Origin of the sequence: Streptomyces sp. MAR4 CNX-425, assembly GCF_048656465.1 — a bacterium.
Lineage (GTDB): Bacteria > Actinomycetota > Actinomycetes > Streptomycetales > Streptomycetaceae > Streptomyces.
This window is the reverse complement of the sequence record NZ_JBMDLF010000001.1, coordinates 803,792-821,392: the sequence shown is the minus strand read 5'-3', so window position 1 is coordinate 821,392 and position 17,601 is coordinate 803,792. Positions and strand designations below refer to the sequence as shown.

Here is a 17,601-nt window from a genome sequence, read left to right as displayed (position 1 = left end):
GGGACGTCAGCGGGGTGTCGTCAGCCCGTCCGCGCCCGCGCCGCGGCTGAGGACGACGTCGCTGATCCGGTCCCGTACGCGCGCGTAGCGCTCCGGGGCCTCGCCGTCGGCCAGTTCGGCGTTCAGGTCGACCACCCGCGGCGGCCCCGCGCGCCCGTGGTCCATCAGCTGCGGCAGGAACTCCGCCCGCGTCACCCGCCAGCGCGCGCTGCCCGGCTCCGGCGGGGAGAAGGTGAAGCGGCCGATGGTGCCCTGGTTGCCGCGCGGGTCCCGGTCGCCGGCGTTGTTGATCATCCGGCCGGCGATCTGGTCGCCCATGCCGTAGACGACCCAGGTCCCGTTCACCTTCTCGTACGCCTGCGGCACGTGGGCGTGCGTGCCGATGATCAGGTCCACGTCGGGCGCCCCCGCCGAGCGCGAGGCGGTCAGCTCGCGGGCCAGCCGGCGCTGCGTGGCGTCCGGCGCGTCCTGCCACTCGGTGCCCCAGTGCAGGCTGACGACGACCACGTCGGCGCCGGCCCGGCGGGCGCGCCGGGCGTCGGCGACGACGCGCTCGGGGTCGGTGATGTTCACCGCCCACGGCTTGTCCGCCGGCGGCTCCTTCCCGTTCGTGCCGTACGTGTACGCCAGCTGCGCCACCGTCGCGCCGCCCGCCTCCAGCAGCGCCGGCCGCAGGGCCTCGGCGGGGGAGCGGGCGGAGCCGGCGTGCGCGACGCCGGCGGCGTCGAGGGCGTCGAGGGTGCGGCGGACGCCGGGGAAGCCGGCGTCGAGGGTGTGGTTGGAGGCGGTGGAGCAGGAGTCGTAGCCGGTGGCCCTGACGGCGTCGGCGATCTGCGGCGGGGAGGCGAAGGAGGGGTAGCCGGTGAACGGGCCGCCGGCCGGGCCGTAGACGGTCTCCATGTGGCAGATCGCCAGGTCGGCGGCGGAGATGACGGGCTTGACGCCGGCGAGCATGGGGCGGAAGTCGTAGCCGTCGCCGCCCGCGTCCCGGCGGGCCGCGTCGATGACCGAGTCGTGCGGGAGGATGTCCCCGGTGGCGACCAGGGTGAAGGGCGACCGCACTTCCTTGCCGGGGGCCTTGCCCTCGTCGGGGGCGGTGGCGGCCGGACCGTGGGCGCAGGCGGTGGCGGCGGCGAGCAGGGCGGCGGCGAGCGCCAGGACCCCGCTGGTCTTACTAGTCGTTTTATATCCACGCATGTCCCGAATGCACAGGAGCGGGACGGGGCATACAAGAAGCCTGGCCGCGCCGTCCCCTGAACGGCGGCCCGGGATCGCGCGGATGCACCCTTGGTGGCCGGATGTTGACGGAGTGTCAGTAAGGGCGCTTTTACCGTCTTCCCAACCGCGGAGGACTGCGTTATACATGTATCCGACGGTTAGAACGTGTTCTTGTCGCACGTCGTGGCCGTCATCCCCGAGAGCGGCCCCGGCGTGCCGACTGGTGCGGACGGCACGCCGGGGCCTTTTCCTGCTCTCGGCCGCCCGGGGCGCCGGGGCCCGCGGTCCGCGTACCCGCCCCCGCCCGGCGAAGGAGCCAGCAGCACCATGCCCATCGACGCCGCCAGGGCCCTCGCGGCCCGGCCCCGGGAGACCCTGCTCGCCTGGACCCCGAAGGACGTCCTCCTCTACCACCTGGGCATCGGCGCCGGCCGCGCCGCCACCGACCCCGACGAGCTGCGCTACGTCCTGGAGGACCGGCTGCACGTGCTGCCGAGCTTCGCCACCGTCGCCGGCGACGTCGGCGTGGCCGGTGTGGGCGCCGCGCTCGGCGCCCCCGGCGTGGACGTCGACCTCACCGCCGTGCTCCACGGCGCCCAGCGCATCGCGCTGCACCGCCCGCTGCCGCCCGCCGGCGCGGCGACCCGCACGTCGCGCGTCGCCGCCGTGTACGACAAGGGCAAGGCCGCCGTGCTGGTGCTGCGCTCGGAGGCCGCCGACGAGGACGGCCCGCTGTGGACGTCCGACACCCAGCTCTACGTACGCGGCGAGGGCGGCTTCGGCGGCGAGCGCGGCCCGTCGCCGCCCGTGCCCGCGCCCGGGCGGGAGCCGGCGCACGTCGCCGACCGCGGCATCCGCGCGGACCAGGCCCTGCTGTACCGGCTGTCCGGCGACGCGAACCCGCTGCACGCCGACCCGGAGTTCGCCGCGCTGGCCGGGTTCGAGCGGCCGATCCTGCACGGGCTGTGCTCGTACGGGATCGCGCTGAAGGCGGCGGTGGACACGGTGCTCGGCGGGGACGTCGGGCGGGTGCGGTCGTACGCGGCGCGGTTCGCGGGGGTGGTGTATCCGGGGGAGACGCTGCGGATCCGGATGTGGCCGGAGCCGGAGCCGGAGCCGGGGTCGGGGTCGGCCGGGGGCGGGCGGATCGTGCTGACCGCGGGGGCGGTGGAGCGGGACGAGGCGCCGGTGCTGGCGGACACGGTGATCGAGTACGGCTGAGGTCCGCCGAGCGCCGCCACGTCGTCCGCCGCGGGGCGGCGGGGCGGCGGCTCAGAGCGGGGCGTGTTGCAGCGGTACGGGGCGCGCGGCGGCGCCCGGCTCCCCCGCACCCCCGGCGGCCCCGTCCGGGCCGGCGCCCTCGGCGTCCGGCGCCGGGTCCGCCCCGTCCCGTATCCCCGCCTCCGCCGCCGCCGCGGGGTCCGCCGCCGGGTCGGGGACCGCGAGCCGGGCGAGCCCGCAGGGCTGCGCCGGCGTCGCGTACGGCAGCCGCAGCTCACCGGACTGCGTCCACAGCCCGGTGCCGGTGATCCACCCCGGCAGCGGCGGCAGTTGGACGAGCCGCCGCCCCGCGGGCCGCCACACCCCGAGCCGGCAGCCGCCCGGCCCGTCCAGCCGCAGCGCCACCCCGGACTGCTCCGGCGTCAGCACCTGCCCCGGCTGCACCGCGAACGGCGTCACCGCCGTGTCCCGCGGGCACAGCGCCTCCGGGAACCGCACCGGGCGCCCGCTGCCCAGCACCCCCCAGCCGAGCCGGTCGCGCCCGGGGGCGTCCGAGCGGAGCAGCAGCAGCCCGCTGTCGGGGTCGGCGAACAGCAGCCGGTCGTTGCTCTCCGCGGTGAGCTCCAGCAGCGGGCTGACCTCCACCCCGCCGTGCAGCGCGACCGCGACGGCCTTCGTGCGCCCGGCCAGCTCCTGGTCCACGGCGAGCGTTCCGCCCGTACGGTCCAGCCAGCCGCGCCCCGCGCACCGGCCCGGCAACTCGCCCACCCGCTCCGGCCGCGCCGCGCCGCCGCCCGCGAACCCGCCGCCGTACACCCGCCACACGGCGGTTTTCTCGCCGCCGGGCTCCGGCGGCGCCAGCGCGTACACCTCCACGCTGCCGGGCGCGGGCGGCACGAGGTCGAGCCGCGGCGCGGTGACGGCGCCGAGGGACTGCTCGGTGGTGTCGGGGCCGGAGGGGTGGAGGAGGGAGAGCGTGTGGTCGGTGCCGCCGACGAGCCGCCGGACCAGCACGCGGCCGTCGGCGAGCGGCAGCACCGTGGTCCCGGGCTCCTCCGGCTGGGCGCAGGGGAGCGGGACGGTGTAGGGCTCGGGGCCGTGGAGGGTCCAGCGTTCGGGGTACCAGTTGCCGTCGGCGTCGGTGGCGAGGCAGGCGCCGTACGAGCCGTCGGCGGTGAGGGCGAACCCAGCCCGCCCAACGGCCCGCCCGGGACCGTCGGCCCGCGCCGCGGCTGGGGCGGTGCCCGCCGAGGAAGGCCGGGGCAACGCGGCCACCGCCACCACCGCCCGCGCCGCCCCCCCGGAGCCCACCGCGCCCGTCCCGCCCGGCGCGCCCCGCCCGCCCGGCGTGACGTGCCCGCCCTGCCCGCCCCGCGCGCGCGGCGTGACGTGCCCGCCTTGCCCGGCCCGCGGGCCCAGCGCGCCCGGCCCGCCCGACGCGGCCTGCCCGCCTTGCCCGGCCGACGCGGCCTGCCCGCGCGGCCCGACCGGTGTGTTCTGAGCGCGCGGCCCGGCCTGCTCGCCCAGTCCGGCTTGTTCGTCCGGCGTGGTCCGCTGCCAGCGCGGTGCGGCCTGCCCGTCCTGCTCGCGCGGCGCGACCGGCGTGCCCCGGTCGTCCTGCCCTCCTGGGGCAACCGGCGTGACCCACGCGGCCTGCTCGCGCGGTCCGCCCGGCGCGTCCCGCTCGCCCTGCCTGCCCGGCGTGCCCTGCCCGGCCTGCCCGTTCAGTCCGGCCTGCCCGCCCGGCGTGCCCTGCCCGTCCGGCGTGGTCCGCTGCCAGCGCGGTGCGGCCTGCCCGTCCTGCTCGCGCGGCGCGACCGGCGTGCCCCGGTCGTCCTGCCCTCCTGGGGCAACCGGCGTGACCCACGCGGCCTGCTCGCGCGGTCCGCCCGGCGCGTCCCGCTCGCCCTGCCTGCCCGGCGTGCCCTGCCCGGCCTGCCCGTTCAGTCCGGCCTGCCCGCCCGGCGTGCCCTGCCCGTCCGGCGTGGTCCGCTGCCAGCGCGGTGCGGCCTGCCCGTCCTGCTCGCGCGGCGCGACCGGCGTGCCCCGGTCGTCCTGCCCTCCTGGGGCAACCGGCGTGACCCACGCGGCCTGCTCGCGCGGTCCGCCCGGCGCGTCCCGCTCGCCCTGCCTGCCCGGCGTGCCCTGCCCGGCCTGCCCGTTCAGTCCGGCCTGCCCGCCCGGCGTGCCCCGCTCGTCCGGCGTGACCCGCTGCCAGCGCGGCGCGGCTTGCCCGCGCGCCCCGCCCGCTCCCTCCGGCGCCCCCGGTGCGGTCGCTGCTCCCTCGTTCGTCGGCGGCCCGTCGTCCGCCGCCCCTGCCCCCGCCCCCGGGTCCGCCGCCCCCGCCCCCGGGTCCGCCGCCCCCGTCGTCGCTGACCGAATCGATTCTGCAGTGGGCCTCATCCGGTCCTCTCACCTCCGCACGCGAAGGTAGTTTTCGCACGTCACAGCCTTCGGCGCGGCGCCGGTGACTTCATCCGAACGGGTGGCGGATCCGGCGTTCCACCGCGCCGCGCCGTCCCGTTGTGCTTACGAGCGGGGGCCGCGCCGGGGCCGCGGTGGCGGAGGTAGCCTTGCCCCGTGCCCGCTCTCTCCGACGTCGTCGCCGCGCTCGAAGCCCTCTGGCCCGCCGGCCGCGCCGAGCCGTGGGACGCGGTCGGCACGGTGTGCGGCGATCCCGACGCCCCCGTCGCCCGGGTGCTGTTCGCCGTCGACCCGGTCCGCGAGGTCGTCGACGAGGCCGTCGGGCTGGGCGCCGACCTGCTCGTCACCCACCACCCGCTGTACCTGCGCGGTACGTCGACGGTCTCGGCCGGCACGTTCAAGGGCCGCGTCGTGCACACGCTCATCAAGAACGACGTCGCCCTGCACGTCGCCCACACCAACGCCGACCGCGCCGACCCCGGTGTCTCCGACGCCCTCGCCGGTGCCCTCGGCCTCCGCGTCACCGGCCCGCTCGTGCCCGACGCCGACGACCCGGCCGGCCGCCGGGGCCTCGGCCGCCTCGGCGAGCTGGACGCCCCGGTGCCGCTGCGGGAGTTCGCCGACCGCGCCGCCGCCCGGCTGCCCCGTACCGCCACCGGGCTGCGGATCGCGGGCGACCCGGCCGGGGAGGTCCGTACGGCCGCCGTCTGCGGCGGCTCCGGCGACGGCCTCTTCGACGCGGTGCGCGCCGCCGGCGTCGACGTCTACGTCACCGCCGACCTGCGTCACCACCCGGTCTCCGAGGCGCAGGAGCACGCCGCGCTCGCCGCCGGCGGCCGCCCGTACCTGGTCGACGCGGGGCACTGGGCCACGGAGTGGCCGTGGTGCGAGCAGGCCGCCGCGCAGCTGGACGCCATCTCGGACCGGAACGCGTGGGGTCTGCGTACCCATGTGTCGCGTATCGTGACCGACCCCTGGACCACGCACGCCCCCGCCCCGACCTCCCACACCAGCCTTGCCCCTACGAGCCCGGAGCTGCCAGCTTGAACGCCGCGCCCGCCGATCAGATCCGCCTGCTGGACGTGCAGGCCCTCGACGTCCGCCTCACCCAGCTCCAGCACCGCCGCCGCACCCTCCCCGAGCACGAGGAGGTCGCGGGCCTGGAGGCCGACCTCGCGCAGCACCGCGACCTGCTCGTCGCCGCGCAGACCGAGGAGGGCGACACCGGGCGCGAGCAGGCGAAGGCCGAGAAGGACGTCGACCAGGTGCGCCAGCGCGCCGCGCGCGACCAGCAGCGGCTGGACTCCGGCGCGGTGACCTCGCCCAAGGACCTGGAGAATCTGCAGAGCGAGATCGCCTCGCTGGCGCGGCGGCAGAGCGACCTGGAGGACGTGGTCCTGGAGGTCATGGAGCGCCGCGAGACCGCGCAGGAGCGGGTGGCGGAGCTGACCGGGCGGGTCGAGTCCGTTCAGGCCAGGATCGCGGACGCCACGGCCCGGCGGGACGCGGCGGTCGGTGAGATCGACTCGGAGGCCGGCACGGTCGCCAAGGAGCGGCAGGAGGCCGCCGGGGAGATCCCGGCGGACCTGCTGAAGCTGTACGACAAGCTGCGCGAGCAGCAGGGCGGCGTCGGCGCGGCCCGGCTGTACCAGCGGCGCTGCGAGGGCTGCCGCCTGGAGCTGAACATCACCGAGATCAACGAGGTGCGGGCCGCGGCCCCCGACACCGTCGTACGGTGCGAGAACTGCCGCCGGATCCTGGTCCGTACGCCCGAATCCGGGCTCTGATGGCGGTGGGGCCGGGCGCGTCCCGGCGCGAGTTCGTCGTCGAGGCGGACGGCGGCTCGCGGGGGAACCCGGGCCCCGCGGGGTACGGCGCCGTGGTGCGCGGCGCGGACGGCGCGGTGCTCGCGGAGGACGCGGCGTACGTGGGGGTGGCGAGCAACAACGTCGCGGAGTACCGGGGGCTGATCGCCGGGCTGCGGGCGGCGCGGGCGCTCGACCCGGAGGCAGCGGTCCGGGTGCGGATGGACTCCAAGCTGGTCGTCGAGCAGATGTCGGGGCGCTGGAAGATCAAGCACCCCGGAATGCGGGAGCTGGCCGCCGAGGCGCGGGAGGTCTTCCCGCCGGAGCGGGTCTCGTACGAGTGGATTCCGCGGGAGAAGAACAAGCACGCGGACCGGCTCGCGAACGAGGCGATGGACGCGGGCAAGCGCGGCGAGCGGTGGCGCGCTGCGGAGTCGCGGGCGGAGCTGGAGACGGACGCGGCGGACGACTCCGGGGCGCGGGAAGGCTCCGAGAGCGCCGCGGCCCCCGCCGCGGGCTGGGGCGGCGACCTCGGGGCGCCGACCACGTTCCTGCTGCTGCGGCACGGCGAGACGGAACTCACCCCGCAGAAGCGGTTCTCCGGCAGGGGCGGCACCGACCCGGCGCTGTCCGCCGCGGGCCGCGGCCAGGCCGCGGCCGCCGCCGCCCACCTGGCCGTCCCCGCCCGCGGCCCGGTGCAGGCCGTGGTCAGCTCCCCGCTGCGCCGCTGCCGCGAGACGGCGGAGGCGGTCGCCGGCCGGCTCGGGCTCGGCGTCCGGGTCGACGACGGCCTGCGCGAGGCGGACTTCGGCGCCTGGGAGGGGCTGACGTTCGCGGAGGTGCAGGAGCGCCACCCCGCCGACCTCGCCGCCTGGCTCCGCTCCACGAAGGCCGCGCCCACCGGCGCGGGGGAGTCCTTCGCGGAGGTCAGCCGCCGGGTCGCGCTCTCCCGCGACAAGCTCCTCGCCCGCTACGCGGGCCGCACGGTGCTGCTCGTCACCCACGTGACGCCGGTCAAGACCCTGGTCCGGCTGGCGCTGGGCGCCCCGCCGGAGTCGCTGTTCCGGATGGAGCTGTCGGCGGCGTCGCTGTCGGAGGTCGCGTACTACGCGGACGGCCACGCGAGCGTACGCCTCCTGAACGACACCTCCCACCTGCGCTGACGCGCCCCGGGGCCCGCCGCCCCGAAGCCGCCCCCGGTGCCGCGCCGCGCGCGGGCCGTCTCAGCGCGTCCCGCCCAGGGCCGCCGCCTCACCGGCGAGCTTCGTCACCGTCGCCCAGTCCTTCGCCGCCAGCGCCGCCTTCGGCAGCATCCACGTGCCGCCGACGCAGCCGACGTTGGGCAGCGCGAGATAGCGCGGGGCCGACTCCGCCGTGACGCCGCCCGTCGGGCAGAACCGGGCGCGCGGCAGCGGCGAGCCGAGGGACTTCAGGTACGCGACGCCGCCGGCCGCCTCCGCCGGGAAGAACTTCATCTCCGTCACCCCGCGCTCCAGCAGGCCCATCGCCTCCGACACCGTGGACACCCCGGGCAGGTACGGCAGTCCGGAGGCGTCCATCGCGGCCCGCAGCCGGTCCGTGGTGCCGGGGCTGACGAGGAACCGGGCGCCCGCGGCGGCGGCCGCGTCGACGGCCTCGGCGTTCAGCACGGTGCCGGCGCCGACCACCGCGTCCGGCACCTCGGCGGCGATCGCCCGGATCGCGTCGAGCGCGGCCGGCGTACGCAGGGTCACCTCGACCGCGGGCAGCCCGCCGGCGACCAGCGCGCGGGCGAGCGGCGCGGCGTCGGCGGCGTCGTCGAGGACGACGACGGGGATGACGGGGGCGAGGCCGAGAACGGAGAAGGGGGCGGGGGAGGAGTCAGTGGTCACGCCGTCATCGTGCCCCCGCCGCCACGGCGGTGCAACGCGCGTTGCGTACCGTGCAACCCGGCCGGCGACCGGTTGCCTCTCCCGGCAGTCGGCCACACCCCGCCAACTCGCTCCGCTAGGTTGCGTGTTGACACACACATACGATCGACCAGGGGCGAGGCAGCCGTGGCAGACGACGTACCCGTCACCGACAGAGCGCTCCGCGACGTGATCGACACGACGGTTCCGCACTCGGCGCGGATCTGGAACTACTGGCTGGGCGGCAAGGACAACTACGAGGTCGACCGGCGCGCCGGTGACGAGTACATCCGGATCTCACCCGCCGTCGTCGACGTCGCCCGCGCCTCCCGGGCCTTCCTCGTCCGGTCGATCCGCCACCTGGCGGGGGAGTCGGGCATCCGCCAGTTCCTCGACGTCGGCACCGGCCTGCCGACCGCGCAGAACACCCACGAGGTCGCGCAGTCGGTCGCGCCCGAGTCCCGCATCGTGTACGTGGACCACGACCCGCTGGTGCTGGCGCACGCCCGCGCGCTGCTCACCAGCACCCCGGAGGGCGTCACCGACTACATCGACGCCGACATGCGGGACCTGGAGACGATTCTGGCGCAGGCCGGAAAGGTCCTCGACCTGTCCCGGCCGACCGCGCTCATCCTCAGCGGGATCATGGGACACGTCGCCGACGCCGAGGAGGCGCGCGGCATCGTGCGGGGGCTGGTCGACGCCCTGCCGCCGGGCAGCTACCTGTCGCTCAACGACGGCACCAGCGTCGTGCACGCCGAGGTGGCGGACGCGCAGGACGGGTACAACGAGACCGGCGCGATCCCGTACACGCTGCGCAGCCCCGGGGAGATCGCGGCCTTCTTCGACGGCCTGGAGCTGGTGGAGCCAGGTGTGGTGTCGTGCCCGCTGTGGCGGCCGGACTCCAACCAGGTCGGGGACCCGCAGGAGCAGGACGCCTTCGGCGGCGTGGGCCGCAAGGCGGCGTAGCAGTGGTAGCCGGTCGCGGGGCCTACAGCTCCGTGACCACCACGTCGAGCTCCCACGGCCGCCCCGCCCGCTCCGGCGCCCCGCCCTCCACCCGGTAGCCCAGGTCGCGCAGCGCCGTCACCAGCTGCGCCGGCGTGCGGGGCTTGGCGCCGGAGGTCAGCAGGTCGCGCAGCAGCCGGCCCTTCGTCGCCTTGTTGAAGTGGCTGACGACCGACCGCTTCTCCACCCCGTCCACCACCGTCGCGTGCAGCACCCGCACCGCCGCCGTGCGCGCCGCCAGCTCGCCGCGCGGGCGCCAGGCCGTCGCGTACGCCGACGAGCGCAGGTCGAGGACGAGCCCGCGGCCCGCCGCCGCCGGGAGGGCGGCGTCCAGCGGGCCGCGCCAGTACGCCCCGAGCGGGCCGGCGGCCGGGAGGCGTACGCCCATCGAGCAGCGGTACGCCGGGATGCGGTCGCCGATGCGGACGGCGCCCCACAGGCCGGAGAAGACCAGCAGCGACGCCGACGCGCGCCGCTTCGCCGCGGCGTCGAGCGTGGCGAGGCCGAGGGCGTCGTAGAGGACGCCGGTGTACACCTGCCCGGCGGGCCGGGTGGGGGCGGTGCGCAGCCGGGCGTTGCGCGCGACCTCGCCGCGCAGGCCGTCGGTGAGCCCGAGCACGTCGGCGGCCTTCTCCTCGTCGGCGGCGCAGAGCGCGACCAGCTCGTCGAGGACGGCTTCGCGGGCGGCGGTGAGTCCGGGCAGGGAGAGGGAGTCGAGCTTCAGCGCGGCCCCGCGCCTGGCCTCGGCCTTGCCCTCGGACGGCGGCAGCAGTACGAGCACGGATCCAGCCTACCCGCGCCGGGCCGGGCGAAGGCGCCGTGCGCGGACCATTGACAAACCACCGCCCTGCCTCAAAACTCTGACTGCCGCACAGCAAGAGGTCGACTCATCTACGCAAACTTACGTTGATTTCTTGCAAGTACACGGCATACGCGCTCTGTCAGCCCCCACAGAACAGAGGACATCATGAAGTGGAAGCAGTTCAGACGGCGTGTGGCCGTCGGGATACCGGCACTCGGCCTGGTCGCGGTCGGGGTCCTGCCCCTCTCCGGCACCGCCCTCGGCGGTACGGGGGCCGAAGCCGCGGCCGCGGCCGGCGCGGACCTGCCGTACGTGGAGTACGAGGCCGAGGCCGGCGACTACGACGGCACCCTGGTGGAGGCCGACGCGAAGCGGACCTTCGGGCACACCAACTTCGGCTCGGAGTCCTCGGGCCGCGCGTCGGTGCGGCTGGAGAACACCGGGCAGTACGTCGAGTTCACCTCGACCGCCCCGACCAACTCCATCGTCGTCCGCAACTCCATCCCCGACGCCCCGGGCGGCGGCGGCACCGAGGCCACCCTCAGCCTCTACGCGAACGGCGAGTTCGTGCGGAAGCTGGACCTGTCGTCCAAGCACAGCTGGCTCTACGGCAACACCGACGCCCCCGAGGGCCTGACCAACACCCCGCAGACCGACGCCCGCCGGCTCTTCGACGAGTCCCACGCGCTGCTGGAGCAGAGCTACCCGGAGGGCACCACCTTCCGCCTCCAGCGCGACGCCGACGACACCGCCGCGTTCTACGTCATCGACCTGATCGACCTGGAGCAGGTCGCACCGCCGAAGGACAAGCCGGCCGCGTGCACGTCGATCACCGAGTACGGCGCGACGCCCGACGACGACAGCGACGACACCGCCGCCCTGCAGGAGGCCGTGATGGCCGACCAGAACGGCGCCATCGACTGCGTCTGGGTGCCGCCGGGCCAGTGGCGGCAGGAGCAGAAGGTCCTGACGCCGGACCTGGCCGGCGGCCAGTACAACCAGGTCGGCATCAGCAACGTCGACATCCGGGGCGCCGGCATGTGGCACTCGCAGTTCTTCACCCTGACCCCGCCGCACGAGGCCGACGGCATCAACCACCCGCACGAGGGCAACTTCGGCTTCGACATCGACAAGCAGACAAAGATCTCCGACCTCGCCATCTTCGGCTCCGGCACCATCCGCGGCGGCGACGGCGGCCACGAGGGCGGCGTCGGCCTGAACGGCCGGTTCGGCGTCGGCACGGAGATCTCGAACGTGTGGATCGAGCACGCCAACGTCGGCGTCTGGGTCGGCCGCGACTACTCCAACCGGCCGGAGCTGTGGGGCCCGGCGGACGGGCTGAAGTTCAGCGGGATGCGGATCCGCAACACGTACGCCGACGGCATCAACTTCACCAACGGCACCCGCAACTCCTCCGTCGTCGACTCGTCCTTCCGCACCACCGGAGACGACTCCCTCGCCGTCTGGGCGAGCAAGTACGTGAAGGACCCGGCCACCGACATCGGCCACGACAACGTCTTCCGCGACAACACCATCCAGCTCCCCTGGCGCGCCAACGGGGTCGCGATCTACGGCGGCTACGGCAACACCGTCGAGAACAACCTGATCTCCGACACCGCGAACTACCCCGGCATCATGCTCGCCACCGACCACGACCCGCTGCCCTTCTCCGGCGAGACGGTGATCTCGGGCAACCAGCTGTACCGCTGCGGCGGCGCGTTCTGGGGCGAGGCCCAGGAGTTCGGCGCGATCACGCTCTTCCCCGCGGGTCAGCCGATCCCGGGCGTGACGATCAAGGACACCGGCATCCACGACTCGACGTACGACGGGATCCAGTTCAAGACGGGCGGCGGGGAGATGCCCGGCGTGAACATCACGAACGTCACGATCGAGAAGTCCAACAACGGCGCCGGCATCCTCGCCATGGGCGGCGCCCGCGGCAGCGCGAACCTCACAAACGTCACCATCACCGGCTCGGCCGAGGGCGACGTGGTCGTCGAACCGGGTTCGCAGTTCGTGATCAACGGCTGGCCGGGCGCGGAGAACGGCACCCCGGCCCGCGGCCGGGAGGGCTGACCCGGGCACACCGCAGGCCCTCCCCGAGGCGGGGCCGGCCCGGGACGTCACGTCCCCGGCCGGCCCCGCCGCCGTACTCCCGCGGACATCTCCTACGGGCGGGAGGTCACGGCAGGTTGTCGACGTGCGGGCCGACGGTGTTCGACCAGCTGTTGCCGTTGCCGGCGTCCCAGTTGGTCGACCAGGTCATCGCGCCGCGCAGCCCCGGGTAGGTGGTCTCCGGCGTGAACGAACCGCAGTTGGTGCCCCGCGTCAGGCAGTCGAGCGCGTCGGTCACCACGCCCGGCTCCACGTACCCGCCGCCCGCCGCCTGCGGCGACGCGGGCGTGCCGAGGCCGACCTGCGAGGGGTCGAGCCCGTTCTCCAGCTGGATGCAGGCGAGCGCGGTGAGGAAGTCGACCGTGCCCTGGGAGTAGACCTGGCCGTCGCAGCCGAGCATGGAGCCGCTGTTGTAGTACTGCATGTTGACGACGGTGAGGAAGTCCTTGATGTTCAGCGCCGTCTTGAAGTACTCGTTGTCCGGCGACTGCATGTCGATGGTCTGCGGCGCCATCGTCACCACCAGGCCGTCGCCGGCGCCCGCGTGGATCGCCTTCAGGGCCCGCGTCATGTACGTGGAGTCGAGCCCGTTCTCCAGGTCGATGTCGACGCCGTCGAACCCGTACTCGTCCATGAGCGACAGGATGCTGGTGGCGAAGGCGTCCGCGGACGCCGCGTCGTCGACGGCGACCGTGCCGCGCTCGCCGCCCACCGAGATGACGACGGACTTGCCGCTCTCCTGCTTGGCGGCGATGTCGGCCTTGAAGTCCTCCTCGGTGTAGTTCAGCGCCGGGTCGAGGGTGAAGTCGACCTGCCCGGGGGTGCCGGTCGCGTCGGCGAAGGCGACGGCGACGATGTCGTACGCCTCCGGAACCTCGGCGATGGTCTGCACGGTGGCGCCGTTGTCGAAGTTCTGCCAGTAGCCGGTGACGGCGTGCGCGGGCACCGCCGCCGTACCCGCGGCGGCGGGCGGCTCGGGATCGGCCGACGCCTCCGTGACGGCGACGGCCAGCCCGCCGGCCGCCAGCGACGCGGCGGCCGTGACGGCGGCCAGCCGTTTGCGTATCTTCCGGGTCCTGCGTGTGTGTGCGCGTGCCACAACTGCCTCCGGTGGGGGGTGGGGTGCGTGTGGGGGGTACCGGCGCCGCGGCCGGTCAGCAGCTCAGGCGGTCGCCGGGGGTGGTGCCGAGGATCTGCGTGAACCGCGTGTACTCGTCGATCCGGCTCTGCACCTGGGCGGGGTTGCCGCCGTCGCACTCGATCGAGCCGTTGATCGCCCGGATGGTCTCCCCGAACCCGTGCCCGCCGACGATGGCGTCGTGCGCGGGCATCGACCCGGGACCGGACTGCGTCATCCAGTACCAGATGCCGGTCTTCCACGCGACGGCGGCGTTCTGCTCCACCTGCCAGGGGTCGTTCAGCAGGTCGAGGCCGAGGGCGTCGCCGGCGGCCTTGTAGTTGAAGTTCCAGCTGAGCTGGATGGGCCCGCGGCCGTAGTACGCGGCCTGCCCGGCGGGACAGCCGTAGGACTGGCCCGGGTCGCAGTAGTGCGGGTAGTTGTCCTCGTTCTGCTCGACGATGTGCACGAGCCCGCCGGTCTCGTGGCTGACGTTCGCCAGGAAGGCGGCGGCCTCCCGCTTCCGGGTCGTCTCGTCGCCGGTGGTGGCGAACGCGGGGTACGCGCCGAGCGCGTCGGTCAGGCCCCGGTACGTATAGAAGGCGTTCCGCCCGGGGAACATCTGCTCGAACTGCGCCTCGCTGACGATGAACGCGGCCGCCGGCGCCTTGCCGGTCCTGTCCGCCGTGCGCGCGCCGTCCTCGCCGGCCGACGCGGTCACGGGCAGGACGACGGCCAGCGCCGCCGCCAGCGTCCCGATCGCGAGCAGGGCCTTGACCTGGGTTCCGAGTTTCCTCAGCACCTCATCACTCTCCTGGTGGGGGGTGGCCGGCGTGCGCGCCGGCGTTCGGAGCTTGACGGGGCGCAGTCAATCATCTTGGTCTGCACCAGACAAGGTGTAGACCAATGGCTTCTGGTCAGGTCGACTTGTCGCCGGGTCGGTTCGGCCGGGAGGTGTGTGACGGACCATGAGGTCTGCCGCCCCCGTCAGGTGCCGGGCGCTCCAGGAGGGTCACCGGGTCCAGGGAGCCGGTGCCGTCGTCCGTACCGCCGCCGGTGGGGTGGTGCGCACCGCGCAGAAGATCCGGCCGGCACAGCCGACTGCCCGTGACCCAGGTCACAGGAACCGGCCTTGGTCGTTCGGACAGTAGTAGGGGCGTGGATACGAATCTGCGGAAACGCGTCCGCGCGGGGGATCACGACGCCTTTGGTGAACTCTTCGACGCCTGCGCACGCTCCGTCTACAACCACGCCTACCGGCTCACCGGCGACTGGTCCACGGCTGAGGACGTCGTATCGCTGACCTTCCTGGAAGCCTGGCGGCTGCGCAAGCGCCTCGACGAGGAGGGCGGCTCACTGCGGCCCTGGCTGCTGGGCATCGCCACGAACGTCACGCGCAACACCCGCCGCGCCGCCCGAAGACACGCCGCCGCCGTCGCCCGGCTGCCGCGGGAGGAGCCGGTCCGGGACTTCGCCGACGAGGTCTCCGCACGACTGGACGACTCGGCGCAACTGGCCGGCGTCCGGGCGGCGCTGCCGCGGCTGCGGCGGGCCGAGCGGGAGGTGCTGGCGCTGTGTGTGTGGTCGGGTCTTGACTACGCGGCTGCCGCGCAGGCGCTGGGGGTGCCGGTCGGGACCGTACGGTCGAGACTATCCCGGGCACGGAAGAAACTCGCGAAATATGCGGAACCCCTACAGAGGGGCGGACAGATGAGAGGTGACCGCACCACCGCGGTCAGGCCCATAAGTGAGGGACACCGATGAACCAGCTTCCCGAACGAGACCTTCCGCCGGGCCGTCACCGACTCCTCAAGGAGCATCTGATGGCCGAGATCCGGCACTCGGACGAACCCGCCCGCGCCCGCAGACCCTGGTTGCGCCCCGTGCTGGTGGCGGGCGCCGCCGCGGCGATCGTCGCCGTCACACTCACCTTCACGCCGCCCTCCGGCGGGGACTCCACCGCCGGCCCGCCCGCGTCCCCGCCCGCCGCCCAGGCCCCCGACAGCGCCCCCCAGGTCCTGGAGCAGGTGGCCCTTGCCGCCGCGGGCCAGGATGCGCCGGAGGCGCGGGACGACGAGTTCACCTATGTCAGGTCGCGGAAGTCGTTCTCCGGCTTCGACGCCGTCTGCGAGCCCTGGCAGGACGGGTCCCTGGTGACCCGGGAACTCTGGAAGTCCGTCGACGGGAGTCGTCCGGGGCTGGTGCGCGATCCCTCGCTCGCCGGCGACGTCGACGGCGGCCCCATCGCGCCGGACGCGGACACCGGCCAGACCTACCGTGATCTGGAGGCCCTTCCCACCGATCCCGAGGAGATGCTCGCCTGGCTGTACGGGAACAAGGGCGGCAAGGGTGAAAGGCCCCACTACTACGCCTTCAAGAACGCCTTCATCGTCGCAGACGTACTGCCCCCGGAGGTCAGCGCCGCGCTCTACCGGGCGGTCGCCGACATCCCCGGCGTCGAACTGGTGAAGGACGCCGAGGACGCCGTCGGGCGGCACGGCACCGCCGTCGGGTTCGTCGACGAGCGGGGGGCCAGCCGGGTGGAGATGGTCTTCGATCCCGAGACCTGGCTGCTGCTCGGCACCCGCGAGGTAATGATCAAGGACTCCGCGGACGCCCAGGGCAGGGATTGCACGGGCACGATCAAGGCCGGCTCGGTGCTGTGGGCCGACGCCGTCATGGAGCGCGGCGTCGTCGACGCGGCAGGCAAGCGTCCGCGGTAGCAGCGTGCGGAACCCCTCCCCGGAGCCAGCGGCGCTGGGGGCAACGAAACAGCTCCGAACACCCAGCACTTGATCGTGGTCGTCCAGCGCGACCGAAAGGACCCAACATGCTTCGCACCGTCCGACGCACCGCGGCAGCCGCCTTCCTCGCCGCCGCCGTCACCGTGACCGCGGCGGCGCCCGCCGGAGCCGCCCCCGTCACGTGGCGGGACGTCAGCCCGGAGGTCGCCGACAGCGTCTTCCACGACATGGAGACCGCCGGCGGCGAGACCTGGGCCGTCGGCCTCACGTACGACACCGGGATGCTGCCCCTGGCGATGCGCTGGAACGGCACCGCCTGGGACGCCCCGGCGATGCCGTTCTCCGGCCCGGGCCGGATCAACGACCTGGCGATGGCCGGTCCCGGCGACGCGTGGGCCGTCGGCGAGGTGTTCACCGACGACTTCGCCGGGCGTGCGCTGCTGCAGCACTGGGACGGCCACGCCTGGGCCGAGGTCGGCGTACCCCTGCCGAAGCACACCGCCGCCTCCCTGTCCGCCGTCACCGTCGCCGGGGACGGCTCGGTGTGGGTGGCCGGCCGATACGAGATCAACAACTACGACGACCCGGTGCACTTCACCCAGCGTCGTGACACCGGCGGCAACTGGACAAAGATCCCCGGCGGCATCGACGTCGGCTACGTCAACGCACTGGAGACGGCCCCCGACGGTTCCGTGTACGCCGCCGCTTTCACGGACGTCTACCGCTCGGACGGCACGGGCTGGACCGTCGAGCCGATGTTCACGCCGGCGGCCACGGTGGGGTTCGAGTCCGTGGAGGTCCGGGCAACGGACGACATCTGGGCGGTGGGCTTCTTCCGGGACGGCAAACTCGGGCGGAGTCCGCTGGCGATGCACTACGACGGCACCTCGTGGTCCCGGGTCTCCACTCCCGCGGAGACCGGTCAGATCTTCGACGTCGCCTTCGACGCCCAGGGCACCCCGGTCGCCGTCGGGGAGAGCCTGGACCCGGAGATCAGCCCGGAGGGCCACTACGTCCTGACCCTCGACGAAACAGGCGCCTTCACCCGCACCGAATCCATACCCGGCGCGGGCAACCTCTACAGTGCGGCGACAGACAGCCGGGGTCGCGTCTGGGCGGCAGGCGTCACCAGCGACGCCCCCGCACCGTTCCTTCCGTACGCATTCGCGGGCATTCGGGGCTAAACGATTGATCGCCGTTCTGGCGAAGACCGTGCCCCGGAAGCATGTCGAACGGAACGCTCCGGGGCACGGTCGCA

The 17,601-nt window shown here is 74.5% G+C and carries 15 protein-coding genes; 9 read left to right on the top strand and 6 right to left on the bottom strand.

Going from position 1 to position 17,601, the window contains the following annotated elements; translation table 11 throughout:
• Window positions 1-6: 6 nt before the first annotated feature.
• Complete coding sequence (locus tag ACHZ99_RS03530; protein WP_420302811.1) at window positions 7-1,197, bottom strand: CapA family protein; 1,191 nt, start codon at window positions 1,195-1,197, stop codon at window positions 7-9.
• A 348-nt stretch (window positions 1,198-1,545) separates the two neighbouring features.
• On the opposite strand from ACHZ99_RS03530, the gene ACHZ99_RS03525 reads away from it, so the two are divergent.
• Window positions 1,546-2,439 (top strand): MaoC/PaaZ C-terminal domain-containing protein, encoded by an 894-nt coding sequence (locus ACHZ99_RS03525; protein ID WP_420302810.1) that lies wholly within the window; start codon window positions 1,546-1,548, stop codon window positions 2,437-2,439.
• 51 nt (window positions 2,440-2,490) lie between these two features.
• Here the strand turns inward: ACHZ99_RS03525 and ACHZ99_RS03520 are convergent, their stop codons facing one another.
• A complete protein-coding gene (locus ACHZ99_RS03520; protein WP_420303193.1) occupies window positions 2,491-3,723 on the bottom strand; it encodes a hypothetical protein in 1,233 nt (410 codons plus the stop codon).
• 1,296 nt (window positions 3,724-5,019) lie between these two features.
• Here ACHZ99_RS03520 and ACHZ99_RS03515 point away from each other — a divergent pair.
• Genes ACHZ99_RS03515 through ACHZ99_RS03505 form a run of 3 tightly spaced genes read left to right on the top strand, consistent with a single transcriptional unit; the run spans window position 5,020 to window position 7,831 of the window.
• Complete coding sequence (locus tag ACHZ99_RS03515; RefSeq protein WP_420302809.1) at window positions 5,020-5,910, top strand: Nif3-like dinuclear metal center hexameric protein; 891 nt, start codon at window positions 5,020-5,022, stop codon at window positions 5,908-5,910.
• Window positions 5,907-6,650, top strand: a complete 744-nt coding sequence (locus ACHZ99_RS03510) for a zinc ribbon domain-containing protein (RefSeq protein ID WP_420302808.1) — start codon at window positions 5,907-5,909, stop codon at window positions 6,648-6,650. Before ACHZ99_RS03515 ends, ACHZ99_RS03510 begins: the two co-directional genes overlap by 4 nt.
• Window positions 6,650-7,831 carry a bifunctional RNase H/acid phosphatase gene (locus ACHZ99_RS03505; RefSeq protein WP_420302807.1) on the top strand — a complete coding sequence of 394 codons (1,182 nt, stop codon included), beginning with the start codon at window positions 6,650-6,652 and terminating at the stop codon, window positions 7,829-7,831. Before ACHZ99_RS03510 ends, ACHZ99_RS03505 begins: the two co-directional genes overlap by 1 nt.
• 60 nt (window positions 7,832-7,891) lie before the next feature.
• Here ACHZ99_RS03505 and eda read toward each other — a convergent pair whose 3' ends face one another.
• Window positions 7,892-8,539 (bottom strand): bifunctional 4-hydroxy-2-oxoglutarate aldolase/2-dehydro-3-deoxy-phosphogluconate aldolase, encoded by a 648-nt coding sequence (eda, locus tag ACHZ99_RS03500; protein ID WP_420302806.1) that lies wholly within the window; start codon window positions 8,537-8,539, stop codon window positions 7,892-7,894.
• A gap of 165 nt (window positions 8,540-8,704) precedes the next feature.
• On the opposite strand from eda, the gene ACHZ99_RS03495 reads away from it, so the two are divergent.
• Window positions 8,705-9,526, top strand: a complete 822-nt coding sequence (locus ACHZ99_RS03495) for an SAM-dependent methyltransferase (RefSeq protein WP_420302805.1) — start codon at window positions 8,705-8,707, stop codon at window positions 9,524-9,526.
• A gap of 22 nt (window positions 9,527-9,548) precedes the next feature.
• Here the strand turns inward: ACHZ99_RS03495 and yaaA are convergent, their stop codons facing one another.
• Window positions 9,549-10,346 carry a peroxide stress protein YaaA gene (yaaA, locus tag ACHZ99_RS03490; RefSeq protein WP_420302804.1) on the bottom strand — a complete coding sequence of 266 codons (798 nt, stop codon included), beginning with the start codon at window positions 10,344-10,346 and terminating at the stop codon, window positions 9,549-9,551.
• Window positions 10,347-10,532: 186 nt separating this feature from the next.
• On the opposite strand from yaaA, the gene ACHZ99_RS03485 reads away from it, so the two are divergent.
• A complete protein-coding gene (locus tag ACHZ99_RS03485; protein ID WP_420302803.1) occupies window positions 10,533-12,443 on the top strand; it encodes a right-handed parallel beta-helix repeat-containing protein in 1,911 nt (636 codons plus the stop codon).
• A gap of 106 nt (window positions 12,444-12,549) precedes the next feature.
• On the opposite strand, the gene ACHZ99_RS03480 is transcribed toward ACHZ99_RS03485, so the two are convergent.
• Both ACHZ99_RS03480 and ACHZ99_RS03475 read right to left on the bottom strand, forming a co-directional pair.
• Entirely contained in the window at window positions 12,550-13,581 is a 1,032-nt protein-coding gene (locus tag ACHZ99_RS03480) for a chitinase (protein WP_420302802.1), read from the bottom strand.
• Window positions 13,582-13,636: 55 nt separating this feature from the next.
• Complete coding sequence (locus ACHZ99_RS03475) at window positions 13,637-14,401, bottom strand: chitinase (protein WP_420302801.1); 765 nt, start codon at window positions 14,399-14,401, stop codon at window positions 13,637-13,639.
• A gap of 356 nt (window positions 14,402-14,757) precedes the next feature.
• Here ACHZ99_RS03475 and ACHZ99_RS03470 point away from each other — a divergent pair, with 356 nt between their 5' ends.
• The 3 genes from ACHZ99_RS03470 to ACHZ99_RS03460 all read left to right on the top strand — a co-directional run bounded on the left by ACHZ99_RS03470 (window position 14,758) and on the right by ACHZ99_RS03460 (window position 17,527).
• Window positions 14,758-15,363, top strand: coding sequence for an RNA polymerase sigma factor (locus ACHZ99_RS03470; protein ID WP_420302800.1), 606 nt, complete (start codon window positions 14,758-14,760; stop codon window positions 15,361-15,363).
• Window positions 15,360-16,322 carry a CU044_5270 family protein gene (locus tag ACHZ99_RS03465; RefSeq protein ID WP_420302799.1) on the top strand — a complete coding sequence of 321 codons (963 nt, stop codon included), beginning with the start codon at window positions 15,360-15,362 and terminating at the stop codon, window positions 16,320-16,322. Before ACHZ99_RS03470 ends, ACHZ99_RS03465 begins: the two co-directional genes overlap by 4 nt.
• A 107-nt stretch (window positions 16,323-16,429) precedes the next feature.
• Window positions 16,430-17,527 (top strand): hypothetical protein, encoded by a 1,098-nt coding sequence (locus ACHZ99_RS03460; protein ID WP_420302798.1) that lies wholly within the window; start codon window positions 16,430-16,432, stop codon window positions 17,525-17,527.
• The last annotated feature ends 74 nt before the right edge of the window (window positions 17,528-17,601 follow it).

What these genes read in the sequence shown, in the direction of transcription:
- ACHZ99_RS03465 (WP_420302799.1), top strand. Translation starts at nt 15,360, where the DNA reads ATGAACCAGCTTCCCGAACGAGACCTTCCGCCGGGCCGTCACCGACTC.
- ACHZ99_RS03485 (WP_420302803.1), top strand. Translation starts at nt 10,533, where the DNA reads ATGAAGTGGAAGCAGTTCAGACGGCGTGTGGCCGTCGGGATACCGGCA.
- ACHZ99_RS03505 (WP_420302807.1), top strand. Translation starts at nt 6,650, where the DNA reads ATGGCGGTGGGGCCGGGCGCGTCCCGGCGCGAGTTCGTCGTCGAGGCG.
- ACHZ99_RS03525 (WP_420302810.1), top strand. Translation starts at nt 1,546, where the DNA reads ATGCCCATCGACGCCGCCAGGGCCCTCGCGGCCCGGCCCCGGGAGACC.
- ACHZ99_RS03460 (WP_420302798.1), top strand. Translation starts at nt 16,430, where the DNA reads ATGCTTCGCACCGTCCGACGCACCGCGGCAGCCGCCTTCCTCGCCGCC.
- ACHZ99_RS03530 (WP_420302811.1), bottom strand. Translation starts at nt 1,197, where the DNA reads ATGCGTGGATATAAAACGACTAGTAAGACCAGCGGGGTCCTGGCGCTC.